This window comes from Variovorax sp., assembly GCF_035634955.1.
In the GTDB taxonomy this organism is placed as follows: Bacteria; Pseudomonadota; Gammaproteobacteria; order Burkholderiales; family Burkholderiaceae_C; genus Variovorax.
Window position 1 is genome coordinate 57,933 of the sequence record NZ_DASQBZ010000031.1, and the last position, 18,772, is coordinate 76,704.

The following is an 18,772-nucleotide window of genomic DNA, read 5'->3' on the forward strand; positions in this document are numbered from 1 at the left end:
TCAGGCGGCGCGCAGCGAGCGGCGCACGGCGCGGCGCAACAGCAGCGCCACCAGCGCCGCGGCCACCGCCAGCGCCAGCGCGCCCATGACCCAGAACGCCAGCGGCGAGCGCATGGGCGCCCATGGGCCGAGGCCCTGGTAGGCGAGCAGGTAGCCACCAGCCAGCCCGACGCCCCACAGCAGCGCGCAATAGATCGCCAGCGGCGCCAGGGTCACCCGGTAGCTGCGCAGCACGAACACGCACAGCGCCTGCGTGGCGTCGGCCAGGTGGAACACGGCCGTGGCGGCCAGCAGCATGGCGGCCATGGCCAGTACCTGCGGGTTGTCGGAATACACCGCCGGCAGCTGCCAGCGCAGCAGGAACATGCCCAGCGCCATCGCCATGGCGGCGGCCAGCGCCATCCTCAAGCCCGTGAGGCAGGCTTGCCGCGCCTGCGCCGGCGAGCCCGCACCGAGCCACCAGCTGACCCGGGCGCTGGTGGCGATGGCCAGGGACAGCGGCACCATGTAGCACAGCGCCGTGAGATTGGCGGCGATCTGGTGGGCCGCGGCCGCGGCAGTGCCCAGCCGCGAGATGAACAGCGCCATGAGCGTGAAGGACGTGATCTCGACCAGCATGGACAGCCCGGCCGGCAGGCCCAGCCGCAGGAACTGGCCGATCTGCCGCCAGTCGGGCGGCTCCATGCGCCGCCAGATGCCGCAGGAGGCGAAGCCGCGCTCGGTGCGCAGCAGCCATGCCGCCCCGGCCAGCAGCGCCCAGTTGACCAGCAGCGAGGCCCATCCGCAGCCGACCAGGCCGAGGGCCGGCAGGCCGGCACCGCCAAAGGCGAACCAGATCGACAGCACCAGCTTTACCGGCAATGCCAGCACCTGCAGCCTGGTCACCAGCTGCGGCCGGCCCAGCCCCTGGCACAGCGTGGCGAACAGGCGGAACAGCAACGTGGGCGGCAGCGCGAATGCGAGCACGTTCAGGTAGCGCCGCACTTCGGCGCGCATGGCGTCCGGCACGCCGGTCCAGCGCAGCAGGGCGTCCGGATACAGCAGGATCGCCATGCCGATCGCCGTGGCGACCGCGCACAGGTAGAGCGACTGCCGCACCGACCGGCCGATGTCCTCGGGCCGCCGGGCGCCGTGCAGTTCGGCCCAGATCGGCAGCAGCGCCTGCAGCACGCCCATCAATGCCACGTAGACGCTGACGAAGATGGCCGATGCCACTGACAGGGCCGCCAGGGCGTCTTCTGCATAGCGCCCGGCCACCACGGTGTCGATCACGCTGAAGGCCATGACGGCCAGCTGGCCCAGCAGCACGGTGCCGGCATGCCGTGCGATGGAGCGGCGTTCGGCGCCGGCCGGCGCTGCCGCGGCGCCGATGCGCGCGTCGCTCACGGCGTCATGCGCTGGTAGAGCAGCAGGTCGTCGGTTCGCGCGGTCGGCCGGCGCAGGGTGCGGATCAGCCGCCACTGGTGCAGGTCGACGATGTCATGCAGGCCCCCGACGACTTCCGGGTTGACCAGCAGCCAGCGGCACTTGGTCTCGGGCGTCAGGTGCTGCAGCGTGTACTGCCCGTGGAAGCGCAGCGCCGCGATGTGGGCGCGCTCGAGCCCGAGGTCGGCGATGCATTCGGTCTTGCCGACCAGCTTGCGGATGTCGTTGATCTGCGGAACGTAGCTGCGCGCGTAGTCGAGCGGGGGCAGCCACAGCGTCATCACCAGCGTCCAGCACAGCGCGGCGCCGCCGGCCGGGAGCACCAGGGTCTTCCACAGAGCCTTTGGATGCCGGCCGGTGCGCCAGCGCACGAGCCAGGCCCAGGCAACGGTGGCGGCGATCGCGAACAGCAGCGCCACCGTCGAGTACTGCGGCTCGAAGCCCGGGGCAAGCCGGGCCACGTTGGCGGCAGGCTTGGCCGGGAAGCCGGTCTGCATCGAGATGTAGATGACCCAGATGATGATGGCCGAGCCGCTGAAGAACAGCAGCGTGAACCAGTCGATCAGCGCCGCCGCGCTGCGACGGAAAGTGGGCAGCGCGAAGGCAGCCAAGGTCGCCAGCGCCGGCAGCGACAGCAGCAGCGAACGCTGGGCGAAGTCGGTGGTGAAAGTGGCCGCCAGCGGCACCAGCGCGAACCACAACGGCAGCGCGACGTGGCGCTCGCGCAGCTGGCGGCGCCAGCGCCAGAGCGTCCACAGCACCAGCGGCCAGGCCGGCCAGGTGAACCAGACGAGCAAGCGACCGAGGCTCTTGAGATCGTCGGCCACGCTTTCGCCCACCTCGCTGCCGGGCAGCTGGATGCGCCACTGCAGCAGGTCCAGGCCCAGCACCAGCGCTCCTGCGATCAGCGTCGCGCCCGCGATCACGGCCAGCGCAGCGCCGTCGTAGCCGGCCGGCGCGTCCGGTTCGTAGGTCGAGGCACGGTCCAGGTTATGGCGCCGCTGCAGCCATTCGGCGCCGGCGAGCAGGATGCAGCCGGCGCCCAGGAGCAGGGCGACCGTCGGCGCGCCGCTCAAGGCCATGCCGATCGTCCCCACCGAGAAGGCGGCGCCGGGCGCCTTTTGGCGATAAGGCAGCGCGGCCATGCCGTAGAACATGCAGGCCGCAAAGCACAACTGGGCCAGCGCCGGCGTGGTCTCGTGGCCCAGTTGGGCCAGGCCGAGACAGGCGATCAGGGCCATCAGCCCGCCATCGGCAATGGCGCGGGCGTAGTCGGTCGGGCGCGCCTCGCCGCCAAACGCGAAGGCCACCGGCTGGGCCTGGGGCGTGCGGGCGAAGTAGTACACCGCGTACCAGGTGCCGGTGAACGCTGCCCACAGGAAGAGGGCGAAGATGAAGCGCACCGCCAGGTCGGGGCTGATCCAGGGCGGGGCCAGCTGGATGGCCCAGGCGCCGACCCAGTACGGAATGAGCGCCAGCGTTTCCGGCTGCAGGCCCATCATCTGCGGGTCGAGCCAGCTGGCGATGCCGCCACGGCCCTGCGCCAGCTCCAGCATGTAGCCGAAGGACGTGATGTCCTCGCTCTTCCAGGGGCCGCGCCCCACCAGGCCGGGCAGCAGGTAGGCCACGCACAGCAGGATGAGCGCGAACCGCGGCAGGCGGCGCACGGAGCCTTGGGCAACGATGGCGGGCGTGGGCTGGTTCACGCGGGGCGGCGCAGTGGTTGGGGTGGCTGGAAGGGTCCTGAACAAAAAAAGGGCAGCGCGGAAACCCGGGCTGCCCTTGCCTGAAAGCCAGGTGCCTTAGCGGGCGACCTTGCCGAAGCGGTTGCGGAACTTCTCGACGCGGCCGCCCATGTTGTCCACCGACTTCTGGGTGCCGGTGTAGAAGGGGTGCGATTCGCTGGAGGTGTCGAGCTTGTACAGCGGCAGCTCGCGGCCGTCGTCCGTCTTGCCCATTTCCTTCGTGTTCACGCACGAACGGGTCACGAACTTGAAGCCGTTCGACAGGTCGACGAACAGAACTTCGCGGTAATTGGGGTGGATGCCTTCTTTCATGGTCTTTCCTGGGTCGATGCGAGAGCCACAACGCGCTGCTCAAATGTTGTTGCGGCCCAGGCAGACATTCGCTCTGGGCCGTGCGGCTGCACTTTTCGCTAAAAAGCCCTCAATTATCGCATACTTGTCCCGAATGGAGAATCCAGCATCCGACGGCCCGAGCCAGGCCGCCATTCCCGTCGCCCTGGCGGGCTATGGCTTCGCCGGCCAGGTGTTTCACGCCCCCGTTCTGTCGGCGGTGCCGGGCCTGCGGCTGGCCGCGGTTGCCAGCAGCCAGCCGGCCAAGGTCGCCGCCGACTGGCCCGGGGTGCCGGTGCTGCCCGACCTGGCCGCGGTGCTGGCGGCCCACCCCGAGGTGAGGCTGGTGGTGGTGGCCGCCCCCAATGCCGCGCACTTCGATCTGGCCAAGGCCGCGCTGGCCGCCGGCCGGCACGTGGTGGTCGACAAGCCCTTCACGCTGGACGCTGCGCAGGCGCGCGAACTCGTGGCGCTGGCCGAACGGCAAGGCGTGATGGTTTCGGTCTACCAGAATCGCCGGTTCGACGCCGACTTTCTCACCTTGCGCCAACTGCTGGAACAAGGCCATGTCGGCCGCCCCGTGTATTTCGAGTCGCATTTCGACCGTTTCCGTCCGGACGTGCGCGCCCGCTGGCGCGAGCAGGCTGTCCCGGGTGCGGGGCTGTGGGTCGATCTGGGCGCCCACCTGGTCGACCAGGCACTGCAGTTGTTCGGCCGCCCCGATACCTTGCAGCTCGACACCGCCGCGTTACGCGACGGCGCCCAGGTCGAGGACTACTTCCATGCCGTGCTGCGCTACCACCAGGGCCCGCGGGCGCCGCTGCGCGTGGTGCTCCACGCCACCACCTTGGCAGCGGATCCGGCGCCGCGCTACGTACTGCACGGCACGCGCGGCAGCTACGTCAAGCATGGGGTGGACGTGCAGGAAGACCTGCTGCGTGGGGGCGCGCGGCCTGGCGGCGCAGGTTGGGGCGTGGATCCGTCGGAAGGGCGCCTGACGTTGATCGGCGATGCCGGCCGCCCCGAGGCGACCGCAGTGCCGAATCTGCCGGGCGACTACGTGCGCTACTACGCGATGGTTCGCAATGCCATCCTCGGCGAGGCCCCGCCCCCCGTCACCCCGCAAGAAGCAGTGGACCTGATGGAATTGCTGGACCTGGGCCGCCAAAGCGCAACAAAGGCCCGCGCACTCCCAACAACGTAGTGCTGAGCAAGTCGCGAGCAAAGCAAGCGACCCGAGGCAAAGCCGTACAAAGTACGGCGAGCCGCAAACCGACAACGCGAGAAGTGCCGCGATTTGCGTCGCGAGCGGTGCGAGGTTGCGCCGAGTACCGCAGCCGTACTCCCGTACGGCGAGGACACGCAGGCGCAAGATCGCGCCGCGCAGCAGCAAAGCGCGGTACTTCTCAGCCGCCGCGGCGCATCATGTCGAAGAACTCCATGTTGTTCTTCGTCGCCTTCATGTTCTTGAGCATGAGCTCCATCGACTCGATCTCGTCCATGTTGTACATGAGCTGGCGCAGGATGCGGGTCTTTTGCAGGATCTCGGGCGGCAGCAGCAGTTCCTCGCGGCGGGTGCCGCTGCGGTTGAGCTGGATGGAAGGGAAGACGCGCTTCTCGTAGAGACGGCGGTCGAGGTGGATTTCGGAGTTGCCGGTGCCCTTGAACTCTTCGAAGATGACTTCGTCCATGCGGCTGCCGGTGTCGATCAGCGCGGTGCCGATGATGGTCAGCGAGCCGCCTTCTTCAACGTTGCGGGCCGCGCCCAGGAAGCGCTTGGGGCGCTGCAGCGCGTTGGAGTCGACACCGCCAGTCAGCACCTTGCCCGACGAGGGCACGACGTTGTTGTAGGCGCGGGCCAGGCGGGTGATGGAGTCCAGCAGGATCACCACGTCCTTCTTGAGCTCGACCAGGCGCTTGGCACGCTCGATCACCATCTCGGCCACGTGCACGTGGCGGGCGGCCGGCTCGTCGAAGGTGGACGCGATCACTTCGCCCTTGACGGTGCGCTGCATCTCGGTCACTTCCTCGGGGCGCTCGTCCACCAGCAGCACCATCATGTGCACTTCGGGGTAGTTGGCGCTGATGGCGTGGGCGATGTGCTGCATCATCACCGTCTTGCCGCTCTTGGGCGGCGCCACCAGCAGGGCGCGCTGGCCCTTTCCGATGGGGGCGATGATGTCGATGATGCGGCCCGTGATGTTCTCTTCGCCCTTGAAGCCGTCGCGCTCCAGACGCATCTGCTGCTTCGGGAACAGCGGCGTCAGGTTCTCGAACATCACCTTGTGCTTGTTCTGCTCCGGCGGGCCGCCATTGACGGCGTCGAGCTTGGTCAGCGCGAAGTAACGCTCGCCGTCCTTCGGAATGCGCACCTCGCCTTCGATCATGTCGCCGGTGTGCAGGTTGAAGCGGCGCACCTGGCTGGGGCTGATGTAGATGTCGTCGGTGCTGGCGGTGAAGCTGGTGTCGGGGCTGCGCAGGAAGCCGAAGCCGTCCGGCAGGATCTCGAGAACGCCGTCGGCGAAGACCTGTTCGCCGGCTTTGGCGCGCTTCTTGATGATGGCGAACATCAGCTCCTGCTTGCGCATGCGGCCGACGTTTTCGATCTCCAGAGACTCAGCCTGCTTGAGGACTTCAGACACGTGCAGTGCCTTGAGTTCGTTTAAGTGCATGGAGTGACCCCTTTGTGCGGGGCAGTCTGACGATGAATCGGGGGGAGGTTTGAGCAAGAGGCGAGAAGAGCCTCTCAAACCGAGTATTCGAACCGGGCGGGCCGGCGATTTGCGCTGATTATGACAGCAAAAAAAGCGCGCGTGGAATTGGGCGGCGCTGAAAAGATGCCGGCGCGTTGCGTGCCGGCATCAGAATAAAAGGCCTCAGGCCAATTGCTGGTCGATGAAGGCCTGCAATTGCGCCTTGTTCATGGCGCCCACCTTGGTGGCGGCCAATTGGCCGTTCTTGAACAGCATGAGCGTGGGGATGCCGCGGATGCCGAATTTTGCCGGGATGTCGCGGTTCTCGTCGACGTTGAGCTTGGCGACCTGCAGCTTGCCCTCGTACGTCGACGACACCTCGTCGAGCAGGGGGGCGATCATCTTGCAGGGGCCGCACCATTCGGCCCAGTAGTCCACCAGCACCGGGGTGTCGGACTTCAGGACGTCGGTTTCGAAGGAAGAATCGGAGATGTTCTTGATCAGGTCACTGGCCATGGTTTTTTCCTCTTGCGCTGCGCTTCGCGGCGATGGTTGGAAGAGCCGCTACAGTGCGGGTCATTGTGACAGAAACCAAGTGCCGGCGTGCCGCGGCGGCCCGCTATGGCCGCCATAGGCAAAGACTTGTCGCGCGTGGCCCGCGCCCGATCGACCGCCGAGTCCCGGCGCCGCGCACGCCAGCAGATACCCCGTGAATTCCAAATCTCCAGTTGTCGCCGTCGTCGGCGGCGGGCCGGCCGGACTGATGGCCGCCGAAACGCTCGCCGCGGCCGGCGCTCGCGTGCATGTGTACGACGCGATGGCCTCGGTCGGCCGCAAGTTCCTCCTGGCCGGCAGGGGCGGGCTCAACCTGACGCACTCGGAGCCGACGGAGGCCTTCGTGGAACGCTTCGGCGAGACTCGGCGCGCGCAGGTCGGGCGCTGGCTTTCGGTGATGGGCCCCGGCGCGCTGCGCGAATGGGCCGAGGGCCTGGGCATCGGGACGTTCGTGGGGACGTCCGGGCGGGTGTTTCCGGCCGACATGAAGGCGGCGCCGCTGCTGCGCGCCTGGTTGCACCGGCTGCGGGCATCGGGGGTGCAGTTCCACATGCGGCACCGTTGGCAGGGCGGCCTCGACGGCGGTGCGGGCGCAGGCGCGCTGGCCCTGACTTTCGACACGCCGTCCGGCGAGGCGGTGCAGTCGGCGGACGCGGTGGTGCTTGCATTGGGCGGCGGCAGCTGGGCGCGGCTGGGGTCGGACGGCGCGTGGCAGCCGTGGCTGCGCGATCGGGGCGTCGAGACCGTGCCGCTGGTGCCGGCCAACTGTGGCTTCGACGTCGGCTGGACGCCGTTCTTCGCCGAGCGCTTCGCCGGGCAGCCCTTCAAGTCGGTGGCCATCGAGGCGACGGATTCGCGCGGCCGGCATTTTGCCCGCAAGAAGGGCGAGTTCGTCGCCACTGCGACCGGCGTCGAGGGCAGCCTGATATACGCGGCGTCGGCCCTGCTGCGCGACGAGATCGCCGCCGCCGGCAGCGCCGTCGTGAACATCGACCTGCTGCCCGACCGCAGTCCGGCCCAGGTGCGCGAGCAGGTGCTCCATCCGCGCGGTGCCCGCTCCGTCAGCAGTCACCTGCAAAGTCGGCTGGGCCTGGATGGCGTCAAGCGCGCGTTGCTCAACGAGGTGCTCGGCCGCGACGGCATGCACGACGTGGAAAAGCTGGCGAGCGCCATCAAGTCTTTGCCGCTGCGCGTGGTGGCGGCACGCCCCATCGACGAGGCGATCAGCAGCGCCGGCGGCGTGCGGCTGGAAGCGCTCGACGAAGGGCTGATGGCGCACGCGTTGCCGGGTGTCTTCTGCGCCGGCGAGATGCTCGACTGGGAGGCTCCCACCGGCGGCTATCTGCTCACTGCGAGCATGGCCAGCGGCGTGGTGGCGGCCCGGGGCGCGCTGGATTGGCTGAAAGGAGGGCGCTAGCGGCGTGGCCTATCGCAGGCCCACGACCTTCAGCACCAGTTCGGGCTTGCCGCTGGTCGTCTTCCAGACTTCGCCGTCCTGCTGCAAGGCTCGGCCGTCCTCCAACCGCGCATGCGTGGCGGTCAGTTCCCAGCGCCTGTGGCTGGCGTCCTGCGGATCGGTGCTTTCCTGTTCGACGAGTTCGCATTGGACGGGGTAGGTCTTCCCGTCCGCGTCTTCGCCAACCAGGTCTCGAAGGGTGCTGCGATGTGTGGCCATGCCGGCCATTGTGCGTGCCAAACGCGCCCGGCGGGGCCCGCCTGGGCTACGTTCGCTTGTCGGAGAGTTCCCACGCGCGCTGGTCGCGGGATGGCGGAGCGCACCGGGCATGGAAACCCGGGGCTTCTGGTGTGAGGTGACGAGCCTTACCCCCGGCACTGACTACGCAGTTAGGGCTGCTTGGTTCCCCACCTGACCCGGTTGGCCGCTTCACCATGCGGGGAGGCCCGTCACCCGCGATTGTAGGCGACGCGGCGCATGCCGTCGGCATGAAGGCGCGGATGCCCCTCGCATTCCTGCGGGTGCACGAGCGCCGGCGTGGCGCGAAAGCAGGCGACGCGGCGCGTCGTTGACCGCCCGCGCCGCGGAAGGGGAGGCTTCGCTTCTAGAATGCGCTCCGATGTCCTATCTCGTGCTCGCCAGAAAATACCGTCCCCGAACCTTCAGCGAGATGGTCGGGCAGGAGCACGTCGTGCAGGCCCTGGGCAACGCGCTGGGTACGCAACGCCTGCACCACGCCTACCTTTTCACGGGCACGCGTGGGGTCGGCAAGACGACGGTGTCGCGCATTCTGGCGAAGTCGCTCAACTGCCAGGGGCCCGACGGCACCGGCGGCATCACGGCCACGCCATGCGGCGTGTGCCAGGCTTGCCAGGACATCGACTCCGGCCGCTTCGTCGACTACGTGGAGCTCGACGCCGCCTCCAACCGGGGTGTGGAGGAAGTCCAGGGCCTGCTCGAGCAGGCTGTCTACAAGCCGGTGCAGGGGCGCTTCAAGGTCTTCATGATCGACGAAGTGCACATGCTGTCGAACACCGCGTTCAACGCGATGCTCAAGACGCTCGAAGAGCCGCCCGAATACCTCAAGTTCGTGCTGGCCACCACCGATCCGCAGAAGGTGCCGGTCACGGTGCTGTCGCGCTGCCTGCAGTTCAACCTGCGGCCGATGGCGCCGGAGACGGTGCTCGATCACCTCACCCAGGTGCTTGCCAGCGAGGCGGTGCCGGCCGATCCGGCGTCACTGCGGCTGCTGGCGCGCGCGGCGCGCGGGTCGATGCGCGATGCGCTGTCGCTCACCGACCAGGCCATCGCCTACTGCAATGGCGAACTGTCCGAATCCGGCGTGCGCCAGATGCTGGGCAGCGTGGATCGCGCCTACGTGTTCCGCCTGCTCGAGGCGCTGGCGCAGGGCGACGGACGCACGGTGGTCGAGATCTCCGAGGGGCTGCGCCGCGACGGCCTGTCCGCCGGTTCGACGCTGGAGGAGATGATTTCCGTGCTGCAGGCCATGGCGGTACTGCAGGCGGTGCCCGAGCGGGCCGGCCAGCAGGACCCGGCGGATCCGGATGCCGCGGAGACCGTCCGCCTGGCCCGCGCGCTGGCCCCGGAAGACACCCAGCTGCTCTACAGCCTGTGCATCCACGGGCGCGGCGAGCTGGGCCTGGCGCCGGACGAGTACGCTGCGCTCACCATGGTGCTGCTGCGGCCGCTTGCGTTTCGCAGTGGCACGCCGGCGGTAGCGCCAACAGCGGAAAAAAAAACTCTGAATGACGCCCGGGCGCCGGCGGCAGTCGCTGCGGCGCCGGCGACACATGTCGCGCCGGCACCCGTGCAAGCGCCGGACGTTGCGCTCGCGAACCGCCCGGGGTCGGCCGCAAAGCCCGTAGCCCCGGATGCCTCGCCGACGCGGGCCGACGCGCCGCGGCCGGCCGCTTCGCCACCTCGGCCGCAGCCGCCCGACGTGCGAATGCAGCCGCCGCCGCAGGATCAGTCGGCGCCCGACGATGACCTCGCGCCTCCCACGCCCGACGAAGCGCCGCCGTGGGACGACGACATGCTGCCGCCCGGCCAGCGCCTGCCGGTGCTCGAGCGCCCGCGGCAATCCCGCGCGGGCGGCGAGCCGCCGCGCAGCCTGCATGCCGTGCCGCTGCGCGTGCAGGGCGAGGCCGGCGAACGCGACCTGCCGCGAAGCGGGCCCGACGAGCAGCCGGACGCACCCATCGTGACGACCGAGGAGGGCGACTTCTGGTTCGCCACCGTGTCGCGCATGGTGGCCGAGGAGCGCATCAGCGCCCTGGCGCGCGAGCTGGCGCTGCAGTCGCAACTGGTGGGCCGTGACGATGACCAGTGGCTGCTGCGCGTCGAGCGGGAGTCGCTCGGCCAGGCCGGCAGTCGGGACAAGGTCCAGGCGGCGCTGGCCGCGCTCGGCCATTCGGTGAAAATCGCCATCGAGATCGGCGCGGTGAACGACAGCCCCGCGCGGCGCAACAAGGCGGCGGCGCAGGCGCGCCAGCGTGCGGCCGAGGAAGCCATACGCAATGATCCGCTGGTGCAGCGCATGATGCGCGAGTTCGACGCGCGCATCGTGCCCGGCAGCCTGCGGCCGTTGTAGCCGGGGCTGCGCCGGCAACCACATTCCATTTCCAACCCTCTCATCTCAGGACCTACACCATGTTCAACAAGGGACAACTCGCCGGCCTCATGAAGCAGGCCCAGGCCATGCAGGAAAACATCAAGAAGGCCCAGGAGGAACTGGCCCACATCGAGGTCGAGGGTGAATCCGGCGCCGGCCTCGTCAAGGTGGTCATGACCTGCAAGCACGACGTCAAGCGCGTGGCGATCGACCCGAGCCTGCTGACCGACGACAAGGATATGCTCGAGGACCTGGTCGCCGCCGCCTTCAATGCCGCCGTGCGCAAGGCGGAAGAGACCAGCGAGCAGAAGATGGGCAAGCTCACCTCCGGCATGCCCGGCCTGCCCCCCGGCATGAAACTGCCGTTCTGAGCCGCCCCGGGCGAACCCGCCCGGGCGGTCCGCGCACAGCGCCCCTTTCTTCATCTCCTGTTCCATGTCGGACTCCAGTTCGCTCGACGGCTTGGTCGAGGCGTTGCGGCGCTTGCCGGGCGTGGGCGTCAAGTCGGCGTCGCGCATGGCCTACCACCTGCTGCAACACGATCGCGAAGGCGCCCAGCTCCTGTCGCGGGTGCTGCAGCAGGCCACGACCACCGTGCGGCATTGCGAGCGCTGCAATACCTTCACCGAGGCGCCCGTGTGCAACCTGTGCCTGGACGGGCGGCGTGACGCCAGCAAGCTGTGCGTCGTCGAGACGCCGGCCGACCAGGCCGCGCTGGAGCGCACCGGCGCGTTTCGCGGCTATTACTTCGTGCTGATGGGCAAGCTCAGTCCGCTCGACGGCATCGGCCCGCGCGAACTCGGCCTGGCGCAACTCTTCGATCGCGCACTCGACGGCCATGTGAGCGAGGTCATTCTCGCCACCAATTTCACCGCCGAGGGCGAGGCCACGGCCCACGTCATCGGCGAGGCGCTGCGCCAGCGCGGCCTGACCGTCACGCGCCTCGCGCGCGGTGTGCCCGCAGGCAGCGAACTCGAGTACGTGGACCTGGGAACCATCGCGCACGCGCTGGTCGACAGACGCTGACCGGGGGCAGGGCGGCAAACATAACAACACAAGGGAAACATATGAACACAGCCTCCCTGACCCTCGCGTACTGGTGCGTGTTGCTGGTGGCGTTGCTGCCATACCTGACCACGTTCGCCGCCAAGGCGGGCCAGTACGGCCCCCGGGAGAACCAGGCACCGCGCGACTGGGCCACGCGCCAGACGGGCTGGCGCGCACGCCTGCTGGCCGCTGCGGCCAACGGCTTCGAGGTTCTGCCGCTGTTCATCGGCGTGGTGGTCATCGCGCACCAACTGGGGTACCGCCAGTCCACGCTCGACCTGTGCGCGGCCGCGTATCTCGTGCTGCGCGTGATCTACGTCGTGGTGTATGGCGCGGGGTTCGGCACGCTGCGCACACTGGTCTGGGGCCTGGGCCTGGCACTCAACATCTGCATTCTCTTCATCGGCAAGTGAACGCCCGCGAGGGGCTGCTCCGGCGCTGCAGGAGGCCCGCTGCACGCGCATTGCACGTGGTCTTCATGTTTACGTGGAAACCCGCAGGGGGATGTTCCTGATGCTGCGGCGCATGACGACACCTAAGCTGCCTCGGCACATCAACAACAAGACAGAACGGAACATCCGATGTTGACCCGCCGTACCCTCCTCACAGCCTCTGCGCTTGCCGCCGCATCGGTATCCGCGCCGGTGCTTGCACAGAACAAGCTCGAGAAGACCAAAGTCTCGATTGCCGTCGGCGGCAAGGCGGCGTTCTATTACCTTCCGCTGACGATCACCGAGCAGCTGGGCTACTTCAAGGCCGAGGGCCTCGATGTGGAGATCTCGGACTTTGCGGGCGGCTCGCGCGCGCTGCAGGCCCTGATCGGCGGCTCGGCCGACGTCTGCTCGGGGGCCTACGAGCACACCATCAGCCTGCAGGCCAAGAACCAGTTCCTGCAATCGATCGTGCTGCAGGGCAGGGCGCCGCAGATCGCGGTGGGCGTGTCCACCAAGAACCTGCCCAACTACACCTCGCTGGCCGACCTCAAGGGCAAGAAGATCGGCGTCTCGGCGCCGGGCTCGTCCACCAACATGGTGGCCAACCTCGTGCTCTCGCGCGCCGGCATCAAGGCAAGCGACGTGAGCTACGTCGGCGTGGGCGTCGCCGCCGGCGCGCTCACCGCGCTGCGCTCGGGGCAGATCGACGCGATCAGCAACACCGACCCCGTGATGACCATGCTCGAGCAGAAGGGCGACGTCAAGATCATCAGCGATACGCGCACGCTCAAGGGCACGCAGGAAGTCTTCGGCGGACCGATGCCGGCCGCATGCCTCTACACCAAGCAGGCGTTCGTGCAGGAGAACCCCAACACCTGCCAGGCGCTGGCCAACGCGATCGTGCACGGGCTCAAGTGGCTGCAGACGGCCGGGCCCGGCGACATCATCAAGACGGTGCCGGAGACCTATCTCCTGGGCGACCGCGCGCTGTACCTGGCGTCGTTCGACAAGATCCGCGAGGCCATCGCCACCGATGGCCTGATCATGTCCGAAGGGCCCAAGACCGCGCTCGCCGCTCTGACCAGTTTCAGTCCCGAGGTCAAGAGCGACAAGATCGACCTGTCGCGCACCTACACCAACGCGTTCGCGCAACGGGCCAAGGACCGGTACAAGGCCTGAGCCGCGCAGGCGGCCGGCTTCCATGCCAAGCGCCCGGCCCTTCGTGCCGGGCTTTTCTTTTTTTCCCTCGATCCAACGCTGCCCCTGCCGCATGTCCGAATACGCGCTCGAACTGATCGACATCCAATGCACTTTCCGCTCGAAGGATGATCCTTCGCAGCGCTACACCGCCGTGGCCGACACCACGCTGCGCGTGGCAGCCGGCGAGTTCGTCTCGGTGGTGGGCCCGACCGGGTGCGGCAAATCCACGCTGCTGAACGTGGCCGCCGGCCTGCTGCCGCCTTCGACCGGCACCGTCAACGTGTTCGGCCAGCCGCTGCAGGGCATCAACCGGCGCGCCGGCTACATGTTCCAGGCCGAGGCGCTCATGCCCTGGCGCAGCGCCATCGACAACGTCGCGGTCGGGCTGCAGTACCGCGGGCTGCCGGACGCCGAGGCGGTGGCGCAGGCCGGGCAATGGCTCCAGCGCGTGGGGCTGGGCGGCTTCGGCGACCGCTATCCGCACCAGCTGTCCGGCGGCATGCGCAAGCGCACGGCGCTGGCGCAGGTGCTGGCGCTCGATCCCGACATCATCCTGATGGACGAGCCGTTCAGTGCGCTGGACGTCCAGACGCGCCAGCTGATGGAGAACGAGGTGCTCGATCTGTGGGCGGCCAAGCGCAAGGCCGTGCTGTTCATCACGCACGACCTGGACGAGGCCATCGCGATGAGCGACCGCGTGGTGGTGTTGTCCGCGGGCCCCGCGACGCGCCCGATCGGGGAATTCACCATCGACCTGCCGCGGCCGCGCGACGTGGCCGAGGTGCGTACGCATCAGCGCTTCGTGGAACTGCATTCGCAGATCTGGGCGGTCCTGCGCGACGAAGTGCTCAAGGGCTATGCCCAGCAACTGCAGAAGGCGGCCTGACATGTTCAAGCCCAACGAACGCAATGCGCGCTGGTGGCAACTGGCGCTGCTCGCGCTGCTGCTGGTGGCCTGGCACCTGGCCTCGCGTCACGACAACATCGCCTTCTTCTTCGGCCAGCCGGTGCAGGTGCTCGGCCGCGTGTGGAGCTGGTTCATGCCTTTCGGCTTCGGGCCGAGCGCGCTGTTTCCCGATGGCCTGCCGGGCAATGCCGACATCTACGCACACCTGGGCGTGACGCTGCTCGAGACGGTCCTGGCCTTTGCCGTCGGCACGGCGCTGGGACTGGCCTTCGGCCTTTGGCTGGCGCTGGCGCCGGTGGCCAGCCTGATCCTCGACCCCTACATCAAGGCGGCCAATTCCATGCCGCGCGTGATCCTCGCGCCCATCTTCGGGCTGTGGTTCGGGCTGGGCATCTGGAGCAAGGTGGCGCTGGCGGTGACGCTGGTGTTCTTCATCGTGTTCTTCAACGTCTACCAGGGCGTGCGCGAGGTCAGCCCGGTGGTGCTTGCCAATGCGCGGATGCTGGGCGCGAGCCAGCGCCAGCTGCTGCGCTCCGTGTACCTGCCCAGCGCCACCAGCTGGGTGTTCTCGAGCCTGCACACGTCGGTGGGCCTGGCATTCGTGGGCGCGGTGGTGGGCGAATACCTGGGCTCGGCGCGCGGGGTGGGCTACCTGATCCTGCAGGCCGAGGGCACCTTCGACGTCAACACGGTCTTTGCCGGCATCGTGGTGCTCACGGCCTTTGCATTGGTGCTCGATGGCGTCGTCGGCCTGATCGAGCGCCGCCTCATGACCTGGCAGCCGCGCGCAGGCGAGACCGAAAAGCTCTGAGCCGGCTCAGCGCTTGCGCTTGCTGCTGGCCGTGCTGCTATGCCGGGCCCCGCTGCTGCGCGAAGAGGCCGAACTGGACGAGACCTTTCTCTTGGATGCGCTGCTGCTGGTGCTGCGCGCGCCGGAACCGACACGCGCGGCGGCGGCATCGCGCACCGGCAAGTACACCACCACGTTGTAGCCGCGCTTGAACACGTGGCTGGTGGGCACGTCGTTCCATTCGGCGACGCTGGCCGGGCTGAGCTTGTAGCGCCGGGCGACCGAGGTGACGCTTTCGCTGCCGCGCGTGCGTACCGACGTGCGGCGCGTCACGACCTCGGGCTGGAAGCTCAGCTGGCCCGAATCGGCCACCACGGCCGCCACGTCTTCCTGTACGCGCGCCGAGCGCGGCACGATCAGCGTGGAGCCCGACTTGATCATCATTCGCGGCGGGATGTTGTTGACGGCGCGCAGGTCCGCCTCGGACATGCCGCTGCGCTGCGCCGCGTCGGCCACGGTCATGGTGCGCGACACCGTCCACGCCGTCCAGCTGGCGTACTGTCCCTCGGCATAGGCCTTGAAATTGCGCTCGAAGACGGCGGCGTTGTCCCACGGCAGCAGGATGTCCGGCGTTCCGGCGGCCAGCAGCACCGGCTTGTGCGCAGCCGGGTTGAGCGCGCGGAAGTCCTCGATGCGCACGTCGGCCAGCTTGGCGGCGAGGTCGACGTCCAGGTCGCGCGTGAGCGCCACGCGAGTGAAGTAGGGGTGGTTGGAGATGTACGGAAGATCGACGCCAAACTTGGCCGGGTTGGCGACGATGTTCTTGACCGCCTGCAGCTTGGGAACGTACTGGCGTGTCTCGGCCGGCATGTTCAGGTCGCTGTAGGTGGTTCCGAGTCCGGCTTTCTGGTTCTTGGCGATGGCCCGGCTGACGCTGCCTTCACCCCAGTTGTAGGCGGCCAGCGCGAGCTGCCAGTCGCCGAACATGTCGTACAGGCGCTGCAGGTAGTCGAGCGCCGCGCGGGTCGAGGCGACGACGTCGCGCCGGTCGTCGCGGAAGATGTTCTGCTTGAGGTCGAAGTCGCTGCCGGTGGCGGGCATGAACTGCCACATGCCCATGGCCCGGGCGCTGGACACGGCCTGCGGGTTGAAGGCGCTTTCGATGTAGGGAAGCAGCGCCAGCTCGGTCGGCATGTTGCGCCGCTCGAGTTCCTCGACGATGTAGAAGATGTACTTGTTGGAGCGCTCCGTCATGCGCTCGATGTAGTCCGGACGGGTGGCATACCACTGCTCGCGGTCGCGCACCAGGTCGTTGTCCAGGTCGGGCATGCGAAATCCGCGGCGGATGCGGTCCCACATGTCGACGGGTGGCACCATCGTCATGACGCGGTGGTCGCTGCCTTCGCCGAGGTCGGTCTGGGTGATGGGTTTGAGGTTGCCGCCGGGAATGAGCGGCGGGCCCGATTGCGTTGCGCATCCGGCAAGAAAGAGGGTGGCGAGCAGCCATGCCCAGAGTAGCTTCATCGAAAGTTGTTTTTCCATTGGCGCAAGGCCGCAAAGACGTCGGTGTCGGGGGCTTGCGGAGGCAGCCCGGCATGGGCGCCCACGGTGGCGCGGACCGAGTCTTGGCGGCTGCGTAAGAAGGGGTTGATGGAACGCTCGGTGTCGATGCGCGACGGCAGCGTCGGCAGGCCGCGGGCGCGCAGCGCCTCGCAGTCGGCCTGGTAGCGTGCGAGCGTGTCGTTGGTTGGTTCCACGGCCCGCGCGAAGCGCAGGTTGGACAGCGTGTATTCGTGGGCGCAGCACACCCGGGTTGCGCCCGGCAGCGCGGCAAGCGCATCGAGCGAGTGCAGCATCTGCTGCGGCGTGCCCTCGAACAGGCGCCCGCAGCCGCCCGAGAACAGCGTGTCGCCGCAAAAGAGCAGCGGCACGCCGTCCGGCGCGGCGTGCGCCGGCAGGAAATAGGCGATATGCCCGGCGGTATGGCCGGGCACGTCGATCACCGAGAACGGAAGGCCCAGCACCTCGGCGACGTCGCCATCGCCGAGCGGACGGTAGGGCTCGGGGATCGTCTCGCCGGCCGGACCGAATACCATCGCACCCGTCGCCTGGCGCAGGACATCCACGCCACCGACATGATCGGCGTGATGATGGGTGACTAGAATCGCGGCCAGCCTGGCCTGGCTGCGTGCCAGGGCGTCGAGCACCGGTTCGGCTTCGCCCGGGTCCACCACGATCGCGCCGGACTCGAGCTGGAGCATCCAGATGTAGTTGTCGGCAAAGGCGGGCAGCGGAACGAGGGTCATGAGCAGTCAAATTATAGGTTTGGAGGAGTGGCTGGAAACGGCCCCGGGCAGGTATCTGCTCGAATGGGAGCAGACGCAGTTCGACCAGGCCGTGGCCGACGTGTTCGGCTACCATGCGCTCCAGCTCGGCCTGCCCCAGATCGACGCCCTGCGCACCAACCGCATGCCGCACCGCTGGCTGGCGGCCGAACGGCTGCCCATGCCGCGCCGGCCGACGCTGCTGACCGACTTCGCGGCCCTGCCGTTTCCGGCCAACAGCCTGGACCTGGTGGTGCTGCCGCATTCGCTGGAGCTCAACCCCGATCCGCATGCCACGCTGCGCGAGGTCGAGCGCGTGCTGGTGCCCGAAGGCCGGGTGGTCGTATGCGGGCTCAACCCGACCAGCCTGTGGGGCATGCGCCAGCGGCGCGCGCACATGTACCGCCGGCTGGGTTTCGGCGAGCTGTTCCTGCCCGAGGCGGGCGACTTCATCGGCTACTGGCGCATGCGCGACTGGCTGCGGCTGCTCAATTTCGAGGTCGAATCCGGGCGCTTCGGCCTCTACCGGCCCGCCGTGCGCAGCCAGGCCTGGCTCGAGCGCTTCGGCTGGCTCGACGACGCCGGCGAACGCTGGTGGCCCATTTTCGGCGCGGTGTATTTCATCGTCGCCGTCAAGCGGGTGCGCGGCATGCACATGCTGCAGGCCGAATGGAAACGCAAGCCGGCGATCGCCGCCGCGCCGGTGTCGGTGGCCGGGCGGGTGCACCGCGGGCCGGCGCACCACAGACGAAAGACGAAAGAGATGATCCGTTGACCGAAGTTCAGATGTACACCGACGGCGCCTGCAAGGGCAACCCCGGCCCGGGCGGCTGGGGCGTGTGGCTCAAGGCCGGTGCCAGCGAGAAGGAGTTGTTCGGCGGCGAAGTGCTCACGACCAACAACCGCATGGAGCTGACCGCCGTCATCGAAGGCCTGGCGGCGCTCAAGCGCCCCTGCATCGTGGCGCTCTACCTGGACAGCCAGTACGTGCGCCAGGGCATCACCGAATGGGTGCGCGGCTGGAAGGCCAAGGGCTGGCGCACGTCCACCGGCTCGCCGGTCAAGAACGTCGAGCTGTGGCAACGGCTGGACGCCCTGGTGCAGGGCAGCGGTCACAAGATCGCGTGGCACTGGGTGCGCGGGCACTCGGGCGATCCGGGCAACGAGCGCGCGGACATGCTCGCCAACAAGGGCGTGCAGCGGGCGCTGGGGCGGCTGTGATCTGCCGGTGGGC

19 protein-coding genes and 1 other RNA gene are annotated in these 18,772 nt (G+C 68.4%); 11 read left to right on the forward strand and 9 right to left on the reverse strand.

The annotated features are described in order from the left end of the window. The 3 genes from VES41_RS20535 to VES41_RS20545 form a co-directional block, all read right to left on the reverse strand. The gene (locus tag VES41_RS20535) at positions 1-1,386 is read right to left on the reverse strand and encodes an MATE family efflux transporter (RefSeq protein ID WP_324820877.1); all 1,386 of its coding nucleotides are present in this window, start codon (positions 1,384-1,386) and stop codon (positions 1-3) included. Beyond that, entirely contained in the window at positions 1,383-3,131 is a 1,749-nt protein-coding gene (locus VES41_RS20540; protein WP_324820879.1) for a hypothetical protein, read from the reverse strand. The genes VES41_RS20535 and VES41_RS20540 overlap by 4 nt, the downstream gene beginning before the upstream one ends. Before the next feature lie 96 nt (positions 3,132-3,227). Next, a complete protein-coding gene (locus VES41_RS20545) occupies positions 3,228-3,482 on the reverse strand; it encodes a type B 50S ribosomal protein L31 (protein WP_286660794.1) in 255 nt (84 codons plus the stop codon). Positions 3,483-3,615: 133 nt separating this feature from the next. On the opposite strand from VES41_RS20545, the gene VES41_RS20550 reads away from it, so the two are divergent. After that, positions 3,616-4,704, forward strand: a complete 1,089-nt coding sequence (locus VES41_RS20550) for an oxidoreductase (RefSeq protein WP_324820884.1) — start codon at positions 3,616-3,618, stop codon at positions 4,702-4,704. A gap of 202 nt (positions 4,705-4,906) precedes the next feature. Here VES41_RS20550 and rho read toward each other — a convergent pair whose 3' ends face one another. Then, positions 4,907-6,172 carry a transcription termination factor Rho gene (gene rho, locus VES41_RS20555; RefSeq protein WP_324820886.1) on the reverse strand — a complete coding sequence of 422 codons (1,266 nt, stop codon included), beginning with the start codon at positions 6,170-6,172 and terminating at the stop codon, positions 4,907-4,909. A gap of 204 nt (positions 6,173-6,376) precedes the next feature. After that, complete coding sequence (gene trxA, locus VES41_RS20560) at positions 6,377-6,709, reverse strand: thioredoxin TrxA (protein WP_324820889.1); 333 nt, start codon at positions 6,707-6,709, stop codon at positions 6,377-6,379. 193 nt (positions 6,710-6,902) lie between these two features. Here trxA and VES41_RS20565 point away from each other — a divergent pair, with 193 nt between their 5' ends. Beyond that, positions 6,903-8,165, forward strand: coding sequence for a TIGR03862 family flavoprotein (locus VES41_RS20565; protein WP_324820891.1), 1,263 nt, complete (start codon positions 6,903-6,905; stop codon positions 8,163-8,165). Between the two features lie 9 nt (positions 8,166-8,174). Here VES41_RS20565 and VES41_RS20570 read toward each other — a convergent pair whose 3' ends face one another. Continuing rightward, positions 8,175-8,423 (reverse strand): hypothetical protein, encoded by a 249-nt coding sequence (locus VES41_RS20570; protein WP_324820893.1) that lies wholly within the window; start codon positions 8,421-8,423, stop codon positions 8,175-8,177. A gap of 135 nt (positions 8,424-8,558) precedes the next feature. Continuing rightward, an RNA gene (ffs, locus tag VES41_RS20575) (signal recognition particle sRNA small type) lies at positions 8,559-8,655 on the reverse strand. Positions 8,656-8,823: 168 nt separating this feature from the next. Between ffs and dnaX the strand changes: the two genes are divergently transcribed. From dnaX to VES41_RS20610, 7 genes are all read left to right on the forward strand, one after another. Next, complete coding sequence (dnaX, locus tag VES41_RS20580) at positions 8,824-10,815, forward strand: DNA polymerase III subunit gamma/tau (protein WP_324820895.1); 1,992 nt, start codon at positions 8,824-8,826, stop codon at positions 10,813-10,815. Positions 10,816-10,874: 59 nt separating this feature from the next. Next, positions 10,875-11,207: a YbaB/EbfC family nucleoid-associated protein gene (locus VES41_RS20585; protein WP_324820897.1), complete on the forward strand. Its 333-nt coding sequence runs from the start codon at positions 10,875-10,877 to the stop codon at positions 11,205-11,207. Between the two features lie 64 nt (positions 11,208-11,271). After that, positions 11,272-11,862 carry a recombination mediator RecR gene (gene recR, locus VES41_RS20590; protein WP_324820899.1) on the forward strand — a complete coding sequence of 197 codons (591 nt, stop codon included), beginning with the start codon at positions 11,272-11,274 and terminating at the stop codon, positions 11,860-11,862. Positions 11,863-11,903: 41 nt separating this feature from the next. Further along, complete coding sequence (locus VES41_RS20595; RefSeq protein ID WP_324820901.1) at positions 11,904-12,296, forward strand: MAPEG family protein; 393 nt, start codon at positions 11,904-11,906, stop codon at positions 12,294-12,296. A gap of 168 nt (positions 12,297-12,464) precedes the next feature. Continuing rightward, the gene (locus VES41_RS20600) at positions 12,465-13,496 is read left to right on the forward strand and encodes an ABC transporter substrate-binding protein (RefSeq protein WP_324820903.1); all 1,032 of its coding nucleotides are present in this window, start codon (positions 12,465-12,467) and stop codon (positions 13,494-13,496) included. A gap of 91 nt (positions 13,497-13,587) precedes the next feature. After that, complete coding sequence (locus VES41_RS20605) at positions 13,588-14,403, forward strand: ABC transporter ATP-binding protein (RefSeq protein ID WP_324820906.1); 816 nt, start codon at positions 13,588-13,590, stop codon at positions 14,401-14,403. 1 nt (position 14,404) lies between these two features. Next, positions 14,405-15,235: an ABC transporter permease gene (locus VES41_RS20610; RefSeq protein WP_324820908.1), complete on the forward strand. Its 831-nt coding sequence runs from the start codon at positions 14,405-14,407 to the stop codon at positions 15,233-15,235. A gap of 6 nt (positions 15,236-15,241) precedes the next feature. Here VES41_RS20610 and VES41_RS20615 read toward each other — a convergent pair whose 3' ends face one another. Then, positions 15,242-16,738, reverse strand: a complete 1,497-nt coding sequence (locus VES41_RS20615; RefSeq protein ID WP_324820911.1) for a transglycosylase SLT domain-containing protein — start codon at positions 16,736-16,738, stop codon at positions 15,242-15,244. Further along, positions 16,735-17,520 carry a hydroxyacylglutathione hydrolase gene (gene gloB, locus VES41_RS20620; protein WP_324820913.1) on the reverse strand — a complete coding sequence of 262 codons (786 nt, stop codon included), beginning with the start codon at positions 17,518-17,520 and terminating at the stop codon, positions 16,735-16,737. The genes VES41_RS20615 and gloB overlap by 4 nt, the downstream gene beginning before the upstream one ends. Here gloB and VES41_RS20625 point away from each other — a divergent pair. Together VES41_RS20625 and rnhA are read left to right on the forward strand one after the other, a co-directional pair. Beyond that, positions 17,519-18,313, forward strand: coding sequence for a class I SAM-dependent methyltransferase (locus VES41_RS20625; protein ID WP_324820915.1), 795 nt, complete (start codon positions 17,519-17,521; stop codon positions 18,311-18,313). The genes gloB and VES41_RS20625 overlap by 2 nt on opposite strands. Positions 18,314-18,324: 11 nt before the next feature. After that, a complete protein-coding gene (gene rnhA / locus VES41_RS20630; protein ID WP_414719201.1) occupies positions 18,325-18,759 on the forward strand; it encodes a ribonuclease HI in 435 nt (144 codons plus the stop codon). The last annotated feature ends 13 nt before the right edge of the window (positions 18,760-18,772 follow it).